Origin of the sequence: Anaeromyxobacter sp. SG64 (assembly GCF_022690745.1) — a bacterium.
Classification (GTDB): Bacteria; Myxococcota; Myxococcia; order Myxococcales; family Anaeromyxobacteraceae; genus Anaeromyxobacter; species Anaeromyxobacter soli.
In genome coordinates this window covers 1-13,781 of the sequence record NZ_JALCZB010000109.1, presented here as the reverse complement: position 1 = coordinate 13,781, position 13,781 = coordinate 1, and the positions used below count along the sequence as shown (strand labels likewise).

Genomic DNA, 13,781 nt, shown 5'->3' with positions numbered 1-13,781 from the left:
GAGCCGGCTCCCGCCCCGGCGCCGCAGCCCGAGCGCGAGCAGGGCGAGGCCCCACCCGCGCCTGCGCCTGAGCTCGCGCCCGCCGCGGCGACGCCGTCGCCCGGCCCCGGCGCCGAGCCGCCGAGCGAGCCGGCACCCGCGAAGCGGGCGCGCACGAAGCCGGTGAAGCCGCGCGCGAAGCGCAGCGCCCCCAGGGCGCCGAAGAAGAAGAAGGCCCGCAAGGGGACGCGTCGCGAGAAGTGAACTCGCTTCCCGCCCGAGCCTTCTTTCCTTCTTTCCATTTGCCCGCACCCCGGCCGGTGGCTAGCATCCCGCGCATATGACGAGACCCACCGTGCTCCTCGCCGCGCTCGCGGCTGCCCTCGCCGCGCCCGCGGCGCGCGCAGCGACCCCCGCCGCCGGCGGACAGGGCAAGGACCAGTACGCCGTCTTCGAGACCTCGCGCGGAACGATCGGCGTGAAGCTGCTCCCGCGGAAGGCGCCGAAGGCCGTCGAGAACTTCGTGGAGCTCGCCCAGGGCAAGAAGACCTGGACGGATCCGACGACGGGACGGAGAGTGACCGAGCCGCTCTACGACGGCACCCTGTTCCACCGCGTCATCCCGAGCTTCATGATCCAGGGCGGCGATCCGCTCTCTCGCGGCGCGGCGCTCGGCGCGACGGCGGCGCCGAACGGCCGGCCGTTCGGCTCGGGCGATCCCGGGTACCGCTTCGAGGACGAGCTCGAGAAGCCGCCGGCGAAGCCCTTCGCGAAGGGGTGCCAGCTCGCGATGGCGAACAGCGGCCCCAACACGAACGGCTCGCAGTTCTTCATCACCGAGGTGGCGACCCCCTGGCTCGATCCCAAGCCGTGCAACGCCCCGGGGGGCGTGTGCGGGTACGTGCACATCGGCGAGGGAGTGTGCGGCTGTGAGCTCGTGGCGCCGATCGCGCGGGCCGGGAACGGCCAGACGAAGCTCGTGAAGGTCACCATCACGAACAAGGCGCCCACCTGCAAGTGAGCGGCGTCGCCCGGGCGGTCGAACCGCGCCGGGGAGGACGGGAGGACGGACATGGCTGAGCAGCTCTACGCGACGTTTCAGACTTCTCTCGGCGAGATCGTCGTGAAGCTCCTGCCGGAGAAGGCGCCGAAGACCGTCGAGAACTTCGTCGGCCTCGCCGAGGGGACGAAGGAGTGGACGGACCCGCGCACCGGCCAGAAGCAGAAGAAGCCGCTGTACGACGGCACGGTGTTCCACCGCGTGATCCCCGAGTTCATGATCCAGGGCGGCGATCCGCTGGGGACCGGCACGGGCGGGCCCGGCTACAAGTTCGGGGACGAGATCGGCCCGGACAACCGGTTCACGAAGGGCGGCCTCCTCGCGATGGCCAACGCCGGCCCGAACACCAACGGCTCGCAGTTCTTCATCACGGAGATCGCGACCCCCTGGCTCGACAAGGGGCACACGATCTTCGGCGAGGTGGTGCGCGGCGAGGAGCTCGTGCCCAAGATCGCCCGCACCGGCAACGCGAAGGTAAAGCTCGAGAAGGTCACCATCACCCGCGGCGCGCAGCCGTAAGGCTCCGCCGCAAGGAAACCCAGGCGCCCGCCGGTGGCCGTCGTGCCGCCGGCGGGCGCGATCACCTCATGACCAGCAAGAAGCAGCCCCCGTTCCGCGCCGGGTTCGTCGCCATCGTCGGGCGGCCGAACGTCGGCAAGTCCACCCTCCTGAACCGCGTGCTCGGCGAGCACGTCGCGATCGTCACGCCGCGCCCGCAGACGACCCGCACCCGCATCCTCGGGATCTGGAACGCGAAGGGCGCCCAGATCGCCTTCTTCGACACGCCCGGCCTGCACCGCGCGAAGGGGCCGCTCAACCGGCGGATGGTCGAGGTCGCGCTCACCACGCTCGACGAGGTCGACGCGGTGCTGATGCTCGTCGAGGCGGGCACGGGGCCCGACGGCCGGGTGGAGGTCGGCGAGTCGACGCGCTGGGCGATCGAGGAGGTCGCCCGGCGGCGGAAGCCCGCCATCCTGGGGATCTCCAAGATGGACCGGGCGCCGCGCGCGACGCTCCTGCCCGTCATCGACGCGTACAAGGGCCTCCACGCGTGGACCGACATCGTCCCGTTCTCCGGGCTCACCGGCGAGAACGTGGACACGCTGCTCGAGGTGCTCGGGAAGCACCTGCCCGAGTCGGAGGCGCCGCTCTTCCCGCCCGACCAGCTCACCGATCAGGCGGAGCGCGCCCTCGCCGCGGAGTACGTGCGCGAGCAGGTGATGCTCCAGACGCGCCAGGAGATCCCGTACTCGGTCGCGGTGGACATCGAGGAATTCGACGAGGCCGAGCGCCGCGACGACGGCGGGCTCGTCCGCATCTCGGGGGTGATCCTCGTCGAGCGCGAGTCGCAGAAGGCGATCGTGATCGGCAAGGGCGGCGCGATGCTGAAGAAGATCGGGACCCGCGCGCGGGAGAACCTCGAGCGGCTCCTCGGCTGCAAGGTCTTCCTGGGGCTGACCGTCAAGGTGGAGGAGCGCTGGAGCGAGCGCGCCACCGCGCTGAAGAGGCTCGGCCTGTGAGCGCGCCCACCGTCCCCGCGCCGCGCGCGCTCGTCGCGCTCGTCGGCCGCCCCAACGTGGGCAAGTCCACGCTCTTCAACCGGATCGCCGGCCGCCGCGCCGCGATCGTCCAGGACGTGCCGGGCGTCACCCGCGACCGGAACTACGCCGACTTCACCTTCGAGGGCCGGGCGCTGTCGGTCGTGGACACCGGCGGGTTCGAGCCGGAGTCGTCCGACCGGCTCATGGCGCAGGTCCGCCGGCAGGCCCAGCTCGCGGTCGAGGAGGCCGCCGCGGTGGTGCTCGTCGTCGACGGGCGCGAGGGGCTCTCGCCGGTGGACTCCGCCGTCGCCGACCTGCTGCGCCGCGCGGGCAAGCCGCTATTCGTGGCGGTGAACAAGGTGGACACCGCCCGCACCGAGGAGGAGATCCCGCTCGCGGAGTTCTTCCGGCTGGGCTTCGGGGACGTGCACACCGTCTCGGCCGAGCACGGCCGCGGGGTGGGGGAGCTGGTCGACGCGATCGTCGCGAAGCTCGCGCTCCCGGAGGCCCCGCCGGCCCCCGAGGACGCCGAGGAGCCGGAGGAGGTCAGCGAGGACGACCGGCCGAAGGGCGACATCCGCCTCGCCATCGTGGGCCGCCCGAACGTCGGCAAGAGCACGTTCGTGAACGCGCTCCTCGGGATGGAGCGCTTCGTCGTCTCCGACGTCCCCGGGACGACGCGCGACGCGATCGACTCCCTCGTCGAGCACCGCGGCCAGCGCTTCGTCGTCACCGACACCGCCGGGATCCGGCGCAAGAGCGCCATCGCCCAGAGCGTGGAGGCGTACTCCGTCGTGCGCTCGATGAAGGCCATCGACCGGGCGGAGGTGGTCGCCTGCCTGCTCGACGCGACGGAGGCCGGCGTGGAGCAGGACGCGCGCCTGCTGGGGCTCATCTCCGAGAAGTCGAAGGCGCTCCTCATCGTGGTGAACAAGTGGGACGTCGCGGAGCGCGAGGGCGCGACGCAGGACTGGTACCGCAAGGAGCTGTACAAGCGGCTGCCGTTCGTCTCGTTCGCGCCGATGCTGTTCGTCTCGGCGAAGGAAGGGCGCGGCGTCACCCGCGTGCTCGAGCGCGCCGCGCGGCTCGTCGAGCAGTACCGCGCCCGCTTCCCGACCCCGGCCCTGAACGAGCTGCTCGAGACGATCCAGGAGGAGCACCCCGCTCCCCTCGCGAAGGGCCACCCGGTGAAGCTGTACTACGTCGCCCAGGTCGCCTACGCGCCGCCCACCTTCGTGATGCAGTGCAACCGGCCGGAGGCGATCGGCGAGCCGTACCGCCGCTTCGTGGAGAACCGCTTCCGCGCCGCCTTCGGGCTGGAGGTGCCGATGCGGCTCGTCTTCCGGGAGCGGAAGCGCCGCAGCCGCCCGCCGCCGAAGCGGCGCGGGTGAGCGGCCGTCCGGCTTTCGCTTGACGGCCTCTGCCCCGGCCCTCTAGATTGGCCCGGTTTTCTTCAGGAATCTCGCGCGTTGCGCCCCCGAGAGGTGCCATGTCGTCGAAGCCCAGCGTCATCACCCGCAAGGACATGAAGGAGCCGGACAAGTTCCAGCACGCGGCGGAGCAGGCCGCCGGCTGGGTCGCGGCCCGGAAGCGGCAGGCCGTCCTGCTCGGCGGCGGGGCCGTCGTGCTCGTGCTCCTCGCGGTGGTCGTGCTCGTCGTGCAGTCGCACCGGTCCGAGGCCTCCGGCGCTGCGGTCTCGCAGATGCTCGAGACGGTCGGCGGGACGGTGTCGGCGGTGCCGCTCCCCGGCCAGCCGGGGCCGTTCTTCCCGACGGAGGAGGCGCACCAGCGCGCCATCGTCGGCGCGGCGGACCAGGTGCTCGCGCAGCACGGCGGCAGCGCCGCGGCGCTCGCGGCGCTCGCGAAGGGGGACGCGCACCTGCGCCTTCGCGAGTGGGAGCCCGCCAGGGCGGCCTACCAGCGGTATCTCGAGACCGCCGACAAGGACGATTCGCTCCGGTTCGGCGCGCTCGAGGGGCTCGCGCTCGCGGCCGAGGGGAAGGGTGACCTCGCCGCGGCGGCCGAAGGGTTCGCGCGGATGGCGAAGGAGGCGCCGGCGTTCGCCGATCGCGCCGATCTCGACCGCGCCCGCGTGCTCGCCACCGCCGGCAAGACGGACGAGGCGCGCCAGGTGCTGGCCGCGTTCCCCGAGCAGCACAAGGAGTCGCCCCTCGCGCCCGAGGCGTCGCAGCGGCTCGGCAAGCTCGGCGGCAAGTAGATGACGGCGCTCGCCCTCGCGCTCGCGCTCGCCGCGACGGCTCCCGGCATGAGGAGCGGGCTGCCCCCCGCGCCGCGGGAGCTCTACCGGTTCGCCTGGCAGCGGTCGGTGGTCACGCCGCAGGCGCTCGAGTGGAAGCCGCGCGAGCCCGGCGGCCTCGCCGTCGATCCCGCGAGCGGGATCGTAGTGTTCGGGACCCGCGACGGCTGGCTCCACGCGATCCGCGACGACGGGAGGGTCGCCTGGGAGCTCAAGACGGAGGGCGGCTTCTCGGGCCCACCGGCGATCGACGGCGGCACCGTCTACGCCGGCTCGAGCGACGGGCGGCTCTACGCGGTCGCGCTCGCGACGGGCAAGGAGCGCTGGCGCTACGACGCGAAGGAGGAGCTCGGGACCCGCCCGGCCGTCGTCGGCGGCACGCTCTACGTGGCGAGCCTGCAGGACACCGTCTTCGCGCTCGACGCGAAGACCGGCGCCTGGAAGTGGCATCACCGGCGCGAGCCGCGCCCGGGCTTCACCATCCGCGGCGCCGCGCCGGTGCAGGTGCGCGGAGGCACGGTCTACGCGGCGTACTCCGACGGCTTCGTGGCGGCGCTCGATCCGGCGACGGGCACGGCGCGCTGGGAGCGGATGATCGCGCCCGCCGGCGACGAGCTCGACGTCGACGGCCTGGTGGCGGAGGGGGATCGCGTGTACGCCGCCGCCTACTCCGGCGCGGTGCTCGCGCTCGACGCGGCCTCCGGCGAGACGCGCTGGACCTTCGAGGCGCCCGGGGCGGTGAAGCTCGCGCTCGCGCCGGGCGGGACGCTCGTCGCGGTCGCGACCGCCGGCGTGTACGCGCTCTCGGCCAAGGACGGCACGGTGCTCTGGTCGTCTCCGCTCGGCCGCGGCGTGCCTTCGGGCGAGCCGGTCGTCGCGGGTGCCTGGGTGCTCGTCCCCGCCACCACCGGCGGGCTCCGCTGGCTCGAGGCGTCGAGCGGACGGCTCATGCGCGTGCTCGACCCGGGGAGCGGGATCTCGGGGACCCCCGCCGTCGTGGACCGGCGCGTGTACGTCCTGTCGAACCGCGGCGAGCTCTACGCGCTCGACCTGCCGTGAGGCGCATCCGCGTCGTCGCGGCCGTCGTCCGGCGCGCGGAGCTGCTGCTCGTCACGAGGCGCCCCGACCGTGCGGGCGCGCGGGGGCAGTGGGAGTTCCCGGGCGGCAAGGTCGAGCCGGGCGAGGACGAGCCCGCGGCGCTGCGCCGGGAGCTCGTCGAGGAGCTCGGCTGCGACGCCGCGGTGGGGCCGCTCCTCCTCCGCCACGCTCACGCCTACCCGGAGCTCGAGGTCGAGCTCGCCTTCTACCGCTGCGCGCTCGAGCCCGGGGTCGAGCCGCGCCCGCTCGGCGTGGCCGAGATCGCCTGGGCACGCCCGGGCACGCTCGAGAGCTACGACTTCCTCGAGGCGGATCGGGCGGTGCTCGCCGAGCTCGAGCGCCTCGCCTCGGACGAGCCCGCCGATCGCGAGTGAGCGCTTGCCTCCGGGCGGTGGCCGGCGCGCTCCGCGTGCCCCGATAGCGCTGCCCGCTCGGGCGTTTCCCTGCTGCGGCACACGCTGGCTGCCTGCGGCGGCTCATCATTCATCACAAGTGCAGGTACTCGCCGGGCGAGCGGTGGGTGTTTCGACCGCGGTTTCGGTGCGCAGGGCGGATTCGGGCATCGACGGGATCTGCGCACGCGCTCCGGGCGCGACCCGATGAACGCGGGGGAGGCGGTAGAGCAGGCGAACGTCTCGTCGTGTCGGGCCGGCGTCGCAGCGTTTCTTCGCGCGGGTCCGTGCAGCAACACGCGTTCGCGCTCGCCCCGCCACATGGGCCGGAGCGTCGCGCCAGTGTTCACAATGCGTGACAGCTATCGCCAGCGGTAGTGCTCCCCGACGTCGCGGCTTCCCTCGCGCGAAGAAACGAAGCGTCCCTGTTGCGGTGGGTGAAACATTGCCCATTGACGCCTTCTCGCCTCGATCGCGCTCGGGCAAACGGGCGGCGCGTGAGGGCCGCTCTCGCGCACACACTTTGCGCGTGAAGCGCGCGCCGATCGGTTTGAGGCTCCGACGAGGGCGCAGCGGAGAACGCCGCGCAAGAGCGGGCCTGGAGCGTCTCCGGAGCTCCGGAATTCGCGTGTTACGAAGGGTGTACTGGAGGTGCATCCCATGTCCGCGCTCGCCCCCGCTTCTCTCGAGTCGAACGTCCTCGCCCTGCGCCTGCGCGAGCTCGCCGGAGAGGAACGAAACGTCCAGGTCGACTTCCTCCTGCACCTCGACGAGTTCGATCGGCGCCGCGCCTTCGTCGAGGCCGGCCATGCGTCCCTGTGGGCCTATTGCCTTGAGGCGCTCCACCTGCGCGAGGGCGCCGCCGGGCGGCGCATCCAGGCGATGCGGGTGCTGCGCCGCTTTCCGACACTGGAAGCTCCGCTGCGGGATGGGCGTCTTTGCCTGTCCACCCTGGCGCTCCTCGGCCAGGTGCTCACCGAGGAGAACGTGGACGATCTCCTCACTCGCGCCGCCTTCCGGACCCGGGCCGAGGTCGAGCACCTCGTCGCCTCCGTCCAGGCCCGCACCGCTCCGCGCGCTGGCCTCCGCAAGCTGACCGAGCGCGCGCCCGCCGCGGCGAGCGCAACGCTACCGCTCCCGGCGTCCGATGCAGGGGCCGAGGCGGCGCCACTGGCCGGCCCTGCTGAGCCGACCCTCGGCCCGGACCCCATCGCCGACTCGCGGCCTGCGCTCCCGCCCACCGTCGCGCAGCCGAAGCGAAGGGCCGTGACGCTCGCCGTCTCGGAGACGCACTGGTCGCTCCGGGTCACCCTCGACCGCGCCTGCAAGGAGGACCTCGAGACGCTCCTGTCACTCCTGTGCACAAGGTTCCGGACGGCGACCTCGCGGCGGTGCTCCACGAGGCGATCCGCTGCGCCATCGAGAAGCACGGCAAGCGCAAGGGCGCTGTCGCGCCGGAGCGGAAGACGAAGGACGCGAAGGAAGGTTCGAAGGAGCGCGCGAAGGAGGGCTCCGAGGAAGGCTCGACCGAGGGCGAGAAGCGGGTCGCGGCGAAGCCACCGGCGGCGAGGACCACGATCCCGGCGATAGTGCGCCGCGCGGTGTGGACGCGCGACGGCGGGCGCTGCGCCTGGGTCGGTCCGGACGGCTGCCGCTGCAACAGCCGCTGGAAGCTCGAGCTCGACCACCTCCAACCCGCCGCCCTCGGGGGGCCGTCCACGATCGACAATCTTCGGCTCGCCTGTCGAGCGCACAACCTGCTTCACGCAGAGAGAACTTTCGGGCGCGAGCACATGGATCGCTTCCGCCGCGACTCGGGTGACGGGCCGACGCCATTCGAGCAACCGGGCGTGGCGCCTCTGTCTACCGTCATGCATCTGGGACGTGGGCGCCGTGATGCTGCGGCGGCCCGCTAGGTTGCCGAACCTCCGGCTGACCGGGGATTCGCATGCGGCCGGAGCGACGGCTCGCCGCCCACGACCCACGTACGCCCGTGACGCTCAACGCTGTCAGCGGCGGCTGCGCCGCTTTCGCGAGGCGGGCTTCGCCTTCGGCTTCGGCTCGGGCTTCGGCGGCTCGCCCGCGACCAGCACGCCGAGGCTCAGCGGCGCGTACGCGCGGCCCGCGGCGTCGTGGATCTCGCGCGAGCGCGCGCCGTCGAGACGCAGCTGGTAGCGCGAGCCGGGGACGAGCGGCGCCGACGGCGTGAGCGTGAACGCGGAGGACGCGCCGACCTCGCGCGTGCCGCTCGAGGGCACGATCGCGTCGGCGCCGTCGAGCAGGACGAGCCGCGCCTCCGGGAGCTCCGCCGCGAGCACGAGCCGGAACGTGGTGGCGGGATCGACCACCGTCTCCTCCTCGCGAGAGAGGGGGATCGGGCCGGTCGGGTCGTTGGCGACCGCCTCGCGGACGAGGCTCGTCGCAGGGGAGGCAGGCGCGGGGGCGGGGACGCCCTCCGCCGGAGGGGCGCCGCCCTGCGCGACGGGGGCGGGGAGCACGGCCCCTGTGCCCTCCGGGGCAACGACGGGAACGACCGGGGCGGCCGGGCTGGGCACGTCCGCGCTCGGACTCGCGGGCGCCGCAGCCGCTGGCGGGGGAGCGCCCGCCTCCGCGGCCGGCGTGCGGTCGCGGCAGGCGGGGAGGGACAGCGCGACGGCCAGGGTGCCGAGCACGAGGGGGCGCGTCATCGGCCCGGAGGGTACCACGACCCGGGGGGTGCCGAGCGTGGGCGTGCGCTCGGGCGGTAGCCCGCCCCTCACGCGCACCGTTGGACTCCAAACGGTTCGCGCCCGGCCGGGCGCGGGGTCGCATGTCACCCGGGGAGGAGCGCGGCATGGCCGAGAAGGTGTACGTCGTCCTCGGGGCCACCGGCCACGTCGGCAGCCCCGTGGCGCGCCGGCTCGCGGAGGCGAGGCGACCCCTCCGCGTGGTCGCGCGGAGCGCCGCGGCGCTCGCCGCGCACGCGGACGCGGAGCAGCTGGTCGGCAGCGTCGAGGATCCCGAGCTCGTCCGGCGCGCGCTCGACGGCGCGGGCGCGGCGTTCGTGCAGCTTCCGCCGTACCTCGGTCCGGGCGCGCGTGCCTGGCAGGATCGGGTCGCGGGCATCCTCGCCGACGGCCTGGAGGCGGCGCGCGTTCCCTACGCCGTGGCGCTCTCCAGCCTGGGCGCGCAGCTCGCGAGCGGGACCGGCCCCGTGGCCGGGCTGCACACGCTCGAGGAGCGCCTCGGGCGCGTCCCGGGCCTGAGCGTGCTCGCGCTGCGCCCGGGCTACTTCTTCGAGAACCACCTCAGCGCCATCGGCGTCGTGCGGTCCGCCGGGTTCTACGCCGGCGCGCTCGCCCCCGAGCTGCGCATGGCGCAGATCGCCGCGGCCGACGTGGGAGAGGTGGCCGCCCGGCGGCTCCTCGCGCTCGACTGGCGAGGCCGGGAGATCCAGGAGCTGCACGGCGAGCGGGACGTGACGCCGGTCGAGGTCGCGCGCGCGCTCGGCGCCGCGATCGGCAAGCCGGACCTCGCCTACGTCCAGCTCTCCTACGCCGACGCGCACGCGGGCCTGGTGCAGGCCGGGCTGTCCGAGGAGGTCGCCGCGCTGTACGTGGAGCTGGCGCGCGCCCTCAACGACGGGCGCATCGCGTCCGACGAGCCGCGATCGCCGGCGACGACGACGCCCACCTCCATCGAGGCGTGGGCGCGCGAGGTGTTCGCGCGCGAGCTTCGCGCGGGGTGAGCTCGGCGGCGGCCGCCATGGCCTCGCCGAGGGCGCCCTTCGCCGGCGAGCCTGGGCCGGAGTCTCAGCGAGCGGCCTTCGGGTAGGCGCCGCGGATCGTCCGCGCGAGCCGCTGGAGCGCGGGGGCGAGCGGCGACCGGCGGCGCCACGCGAGCGTGATCGTCCGGTGCGGCGCGGGCGCCGCGAACGGGCGGAGCCGGAGGTCGCCGCGACGGGTCTCGGCCGCGAGCGACAGCTCGGGGAGCAGCGTCACGCCCGCGCCGCCCGCCACCATCTGCACCAGGGTGGGCAGGCTCGTCGCCCGGAACTCCAGCTCGTGGGCGCGAGCCCGCGCGCAGACGTCGAGCGCCTGCGCGCGAAGGCAGTGCCCGTCGTCGAGGAGCAGCACGTCGGCGCCGCGCAGCTCCGCCGCGGTGGCGGGCGCCGCTCGCGCGCCGAGCGGGTGGTCGCGGGCCGTCGCGAGCACGAACGGATCCCGGGCGATGTCCGCGTGCTCGACGTCGCCGAGCTCCGCCTCGAGCGCGAGGAGCGCGGCGTCGAGCGCGCCCGCCTCGAGCCGGCGCACGAGCTCGTCCGTCTTGTCCTCGACCCAGGTGAGGACGAGCCGCGGGTAGGCAGCCCGGAGCGCGGGGGCGACCCGGGGCAGGAGGTAGGGCGAGATGGTCGGGATGACCCCCAGCCGCAGCGGCCCGGCGAGCGGATCGCCCGCGGCGCGCGCGGCGCCGGCGAGGTCGTCCGCGTCGACGAGCACGCGCCGCGCGCGGGCGAGGAGCGCCTCGCCGGCGGCCGTGACCAGCACGCGCCGGCGATCACGCTCGAACAGCCGCACGCCGAGGGCCGACTCGAGCTGGGCGATCTGGGTCGAGAGCGACGGCTGCGCGACCCGGCAGCGCTCCGCGGCCCGCCGGAAGCTCAGCGTCTCGGCGACGGCCAGGGCGTACTGGAGCTGGCGCAGGGTGAAGGCGTGGGGCGGGAGCGGAGTCATAGGCAGAGCCTAACGAAGTGGTCGAAAGGATGTATTGGGAAAATCAGCGCTCCGGCGGCACCTTCTGCCTGCGACGCGGCGATCCCGCCGCCCCGAAGGAGATGATCGAATGCTGACCGTGGGTGACCGCTTCCCCGAGTACCGCCTCAAGGCCGTCGTGAGCCGCGCCGCCGGCGAGGAGTTCCAGGACGTCACGCCCGAGAGCCACCGCGGGCGCTGGCGGGTGGTGTTCTTCTGGCCCATGGACTTCACCTTCGTGTGCCCGACCGAGATCGCCGAGTTCGGCCGGCGCGATCGCGACTTCCGCGAGCGCGAGGCGCAGGTGCTCGGCGTCTCCACCGACACGCACTACGTCCACCTCGCCTGGCGGAACGGCCACCCGGAGCTGAAGGACCTGCCGTTCCCGATGGTCGCCGACACGAAGCGCGAGCTCTCGACGGCGCTCGGGATCCTGCACCCGGACGGCGTCCCGCTCCGGGCGACGTTCATCGTCGACCCGGCGGGCGTCATCCGGCACGTGTCGGTGAACGACCTGTCGGTGGGGCGGAACGTGGAGGAGACGCTCCGCGTCCTCGACGCGCTAAAGACCGACGAGCTCACCCCCTGCAACTGGAGGAAGGGCGAGCCCACGCTGGAGGTGGCGCGGTGAGCGCGCTCGGGCGGCTCCGCGGGGCGCTCCCGGACGCGTCCGCGCTGCCCGCCTGAGCCCGACGGGGGTGCTCCAGGGCGGAGCGCCCTCCAGGCCGCAGCGCCGGGGCGTCGCGGTGACCTCCGCCGCTGCGGCCGGAGCCCGGCGCTTCGCCGCGACGAGCCACGCTGGAGCCCCGATGTCAGCCCGGCGTGTACGCTGGCGGTGTGGCGCTCCGGATCCTGCACACCTCCGACTGGCATCTGGGCCGCGCGCTCCACGAGGAGTCGCTGCTCGAGGACCAGGCCTGGGCGCTCGATCGGCTCTGCGAGCTCCTCCGCGACGCGCGACCGGACGCGCTGGTCGTGGCGGGCGACGTCTTCGACCGGGCGGTGCCGTCGGCGGAGGCGGTCTCGCTCCTCGACGACCTCCTGAACCGCGTGGCGGCGCTGGGCGTGCCGCTCGTCGCCATCGCCGGGAACCACGACTCGGCCGAGCGGCTCGCGTTCGGCGCGCGGCTCCTCGAGGCTCGCGGCGTCCACCTGCGCGGGGCGATCTCGCGCGCGGCGGAGCCGGTGGAGCTCGCGGGCAAGGGGTTCCTCTACCCGGTGCCCTACCTCGATCCCGAGGTCGTGCGCGGCGCCGAGGGGGACGACGAGCTGCGTGGCCATGCGGCCGCGACCGAGCGCGTGCTGGCGCGCGTGCGGGCCGACGCGGCGACGCGCGTGCTCCCGACGGTGCTCGTCGCGCACGCCTTCGTCCAGGGCGCCTCCGAGACCCCGGACAGCGAGCGCCCGCTCGCGGTGGGCGGATCCGGCTGCGTGCCCGCCGCGTCGCTCGGCGGGTTCGACTACGTCGCGCTCGGACACCTGCACGCGCCGCAGGAGGTCGCGCCCGCGGTCCGCTACTCCGGCTCGCTCCTCAAGTACTCCTTCGGCGAGGCGGGGCACGCGAAGGGCGTCGTCCTGGCCGAGGTCGAGCGGGGCGCGGCGCGGGTCGAGCTCGTCCCGCTCGGCGCCCGGCGCGAGGTGGTGCGGCTCTCGGGCACGCTCGACGAGCTTTTGCGCCGTCCGGAGCTCGCCGCGTTCGAGCGCGCGCTCGTCGAGGTGACGCTCCGCGACGAGGGGTACGTCTTCGACGCGAAGCACCGGCTCCAGGCGCGCTTCGCCCACGTGCTGAACGTCCTCCGCGAGGACCTCGCGGGCGGCGGGGAGGGGACGTTCGCGGCGCGGGTGGACGGCGCCGGGGGCGACGACCTCCGCCTGTTCGAGGCGTTCTTCGAGACGGTGGCGGGCGCGACGCCCGGCCCGGAGCACCGGGAGATCTTCGCGGGCGCGCTCGCGGAGGTCGTGCGCCGGGAGCGGGCGGCGTGAGACCGCTCACCCTCGAGCTCCAGGCGTTCGGGCCTTACGCCCGGGCGCAGAAGGTGGACTTCGGCGCGCTCGGCGGCGCCGATCTCTTCCTCATCCACGGGCCGACCGGCGCCGGGAAGACCACGCTCTTCGACGCCATGACCTTCGCGCTGTACGGCGAGGTGCCGGGGACGCGCGGCACCGGTCGGCTCCGCGCCGACCGCGCCCCGGAGGGCGCCGCGCCGAAGGTGGTCTTTCGCTTCCGGCTGGGCGAGGTGGTGTACCGCGCGGAGCGCACCGCGGCCTGGCAGCGGCCGAAGAAGCGGGGGGAGGGGACCCTCGAGGAGGCGCCCACCGCGAGCCTGTGGCGCGAGGGCGCCGACGCGCCGCTCGCGACGAAGCCGACCACCGTGACCGAGAAGGTGACGGAGCTCCTCGGCATGGGCGCGGAGCAGTTCACGCGCGTCGTGCTGCTGCCGCAGGGCGACTTCAAGCGGCTCCTCTGCGCGGACGCCCGGGAGCGGGAGGAGCTCCTGCAGCAGCTCTTCGGGACCGGCGTCTACAAGGACGTCGAGGAGCTGCTCGTCCGCAAGAAGAACGAGTTCGAGGCGGAGGCGCGGCGGCTCGCGGAGCGGCGCGAGGAGGCGCTCGGCGGGGCCGCGCCCGGCGCGCTCTCCGACGGGCGGGAGGAGCTCGAGCGCCAGCTCGCGGAGGCGCGCGAGGTCGCCGCGCGCCGGGCCGCCGAGGACACCGCGGCGCTCG

13 protein-coding genes and 2 pseudogenes are annotated in these 13,781 nt (G+C 74.3%); 13 read left to right on the top strand and 2 right to left on the bottom strand.

Going from position 1 to position 13,781, the window contains the following annotated elements:
- The 9 genes and pseudogenes from MNZ29_RS21135 to MNZ29_RS21095 form a co-directional block, all read left to right on the top strand.
- Window positions 1-243 (top strand): annotated as a pseudogene (locus MNZ29_RS21135) (ribonuclease III); the annotation flags it as partial.
- Between the two features lie 76 nt (window positions 244-319).
- Window positions 320-1,000, top strand: coding sequence for a peptidylprolyl isomerase (locus MNZ29_RS21130; RefSeq protein ID WP_242341289.1), 681 nt, complete (start codon window positions 320-322; stop codon window positions 998-1,000).
- A 51-nt stretch (window positions 1,001-1,051) separates the two neighbouring features.
- Window positions 1,052-1,558 (top strand): peptidylprolyl isomerase, encoded by a 507-nt coding sequence (locus MNZ29_RS21125; protein ID WP_242341288.1) that lies wholly within the window; start codon window positions 1,052-1,054, stop codon window positions 1,556-1,558.
- Window positions 1,559-1,626: 68 nt separating this feature from the next.
- Window positions 1,627-2,559, top strand: coding sequence for a GTPase Era (gene era, locus MNZ29_RS21120; protein WP_242341287.1), 933 nt, complete (start codon window positions 1,627-1,629; stop codon window positions 2,557-2,559).
- Window positions 2,556-3,971, top strand: coding sequence for a ribosome biogenesis GTPase Der (der, locus tag MNZ29_RS21115; RefSeq protein WP_242341286.1), 1,416 nt, complete (start codon window positions 2,556-2,558; stop codon window positions 3,969-3,971). The genes era and der overlap by 4 nt, the downstream gene beginning before the upstream one ends.
- A 98-nt stretch (window positions 3,972-4,069) precedes the next feature.
- The gene (locus MNZ29_RS21110) at window positions 4,070-4,798 is read left to right on the top strand and encodes a tol-pal system YbgF family protein (RefSeq protein WP_242341285.1); all 729 of its coding nucleotides are present in this window, start codon (window positions 4,070-4,072) and stop codon (window positions 4,796-4,798) included.
- On the top strand, window positions 4,799-5,896 hold the full coding sequence (locus MNZ29_RS21105) for a PQQ-binding-like beta-propeller repeat protein (RefSeq protein ID WP_242341284.1): 1,098 nt from the start codon (window positions 4,799-4,801) through the stop codon (window positions 5,894-5,896).
- Window positions 5,893-6,309 (top strand): (deoxy)nucleoside triphosphate pyrophosphohydrolase, encoded by a 417-nt coding sequence (locus tag MNZ29_RS21100; RefSeq protein WP_242341283.1) that lies wholly within the window; start codon window positions 5,893-5,895, stop codon window positions 6,307-6,309. The genes MNZ29_RS21105 and MNZ29_RS21100 overlap by 4 nt, the downstream gene beginning before the upstream one ends.
- Before the next feature lie 678 nt (window positions 6,310-6,987).
- A pseudogene (locus MNZ29_RS21095) lies at window positions 6,988-8,243 on the top strand (HNH endonuclease).
- A 93-nt stretch (window positions 8,244-8,336) separates the two neighbouring features.
- Here the strand turns inward: MNZ29_RS21095 and MNZ29_RS21090 are convergent.
- Window positions 8,337-8,825, bottom strand: coding sequence for a hypothetical protein (locus MNZ29_RS21090; protein WP_242341399.1), 489 nt, complete (start codon window positions 8,823-8,825; stop codon window positions 8,337-8,339).
- A gap of 335 nt (window positions 8,826-9,160) precedes the next feature.
- Here MNZ29_RS21090 and MNZ29_RS21085 point away from each other — a divergent pair, with 335 nt between their 5' ends.
- Window positions 9,161-10,054, top strand: a complete 894-nt coding sequence (locus tag MNZ29_RS21085) for an NAD(P)H-binding protein (protein WP_242341398.1) — start codon at window positions 9,161-9,163, stop codon at window positions 10,052-10,054.
- Between the two features lie 64 nt (window positions 10,055-10,118).
- Here the strand turns inward: MNZ29_RS21085 and MNZ29_RS21080 are convergent, their stop codons facing one another.
- Window positions 10,119-11,039, bottom strand: a complete 921-nt coding sequence (locus MNZ29_RS21080) for a LysR substrate-binding domain-containing protein (RefSeq protein ID WP_242341397.1) — start codon at window positions 11,037-11,039, stop codon at window positions 10,119-10,121.
- Between the two features lie 109 nt (window positions 11,040-11,148).
- Here MNZ29_RS21080 and MNZ29_RS21075 point away from each other — a divergent pair, with 109 nt between their 5' ends.
- The 3 genes from MNZ29_RS21075 to MNZ29_RS21065 all read left to right on the top strand — a co-directional run.
- A complete protein-coding gene (locus tag MNZ29_RS21075) occupies window positions 11,149-11,688 on the top strand; it encodes a peroxiredoxin (RefSeq protein ID WP_242341396.1) in 540 nt (179 codons plus the stop codon).
- A 206-nt stretch (window positions 11,689-11,894) separates the two neighbouring features.
- Window positions 11,895-13,040 (top strand): exonuclease SbcCD subunit D, encoded by a 1,146-nt coding sequence (locus MNZ29_RS21070; protein ID WP_242356604.1) that lies wholly within the window; start codon window positions 11,895-11,897, stop codon window positions 13,038-13,040.
- On the top strand, window positions 13,037-13,781 hold a 745-nt coding region (locus tag MNZ29_RS21065), incomplete at its 3' end, for an AAA family ATPase (protein ID WP_242356602.1). The genes MNZ29_RS21070 and MNZ29_RS21065, both read left to right, overlap by 4 nt.

What these genes read in the sequence shown, in the direction of transcription:
- MNZ29_RS21130 (WP_242341289.1), top strand. Translation starts at nt 320, where the DNA reads ATGACGAGACCCACCGTGCTCCTCGCCGCGCTCGCGGCTGCCCTCGCC.
- MNZ29_RS21125 (WP_242341288.1), top strand. Translation starts at nt 1,052, where the DNA reads ATGGCTGAGCAGCTCTACGCGACGTTTCAGACTTCTCTCGGCGAGATC.
- era (WP_242341287.1), top strand. Translation starts at nt 1,627, where the DNA reads ATGACCAGCAAGAAGCAGCCCCCGTTCCGCGCCGGGTTCGTCGCCATC.
- MNZ29_RS21110 (WP_242341285.1), top strand. Translation starts at nt 4,070, where the DNA reads ATGTCGTCGAAGCCCAGCGTCATCACCCGCAAGGACATGAAGGAGCCG.
- MNZ29_RS21105 (WP_242341284.1), top strand. Translation starts at nt 4,799, where the DNA reads ATGACGGCGCTCGCCCTCGCGCTCGCGCTCGCCGCGACGGCTCCCGGC.
- MNZ29_RS21085 (WP_242341398.1), top strand. Translation starts at nt 9,161, where the DNA reads ATGGCCGAGAAGGTGTACGTCGTCCTCGGGGCCACCGGCCACGTCGGC.
- MNZ29_RS21080 (WP_242341397.1), bottom strand. Translation starts at nt 11,039, where the DNA reads ATGACTCCGCTCCCGCCCCACGCCTTCACCCTGCGCCAGCTCCAGTAC.
- MNZ29_RS21075 (WP_242341396.1), top strand. Translation starts at nt 11,149, where the DNA reads ATGCTGACCGTGGGTGACCGCTTCCCCGAGTACCGCCTCAAGGCCGTC.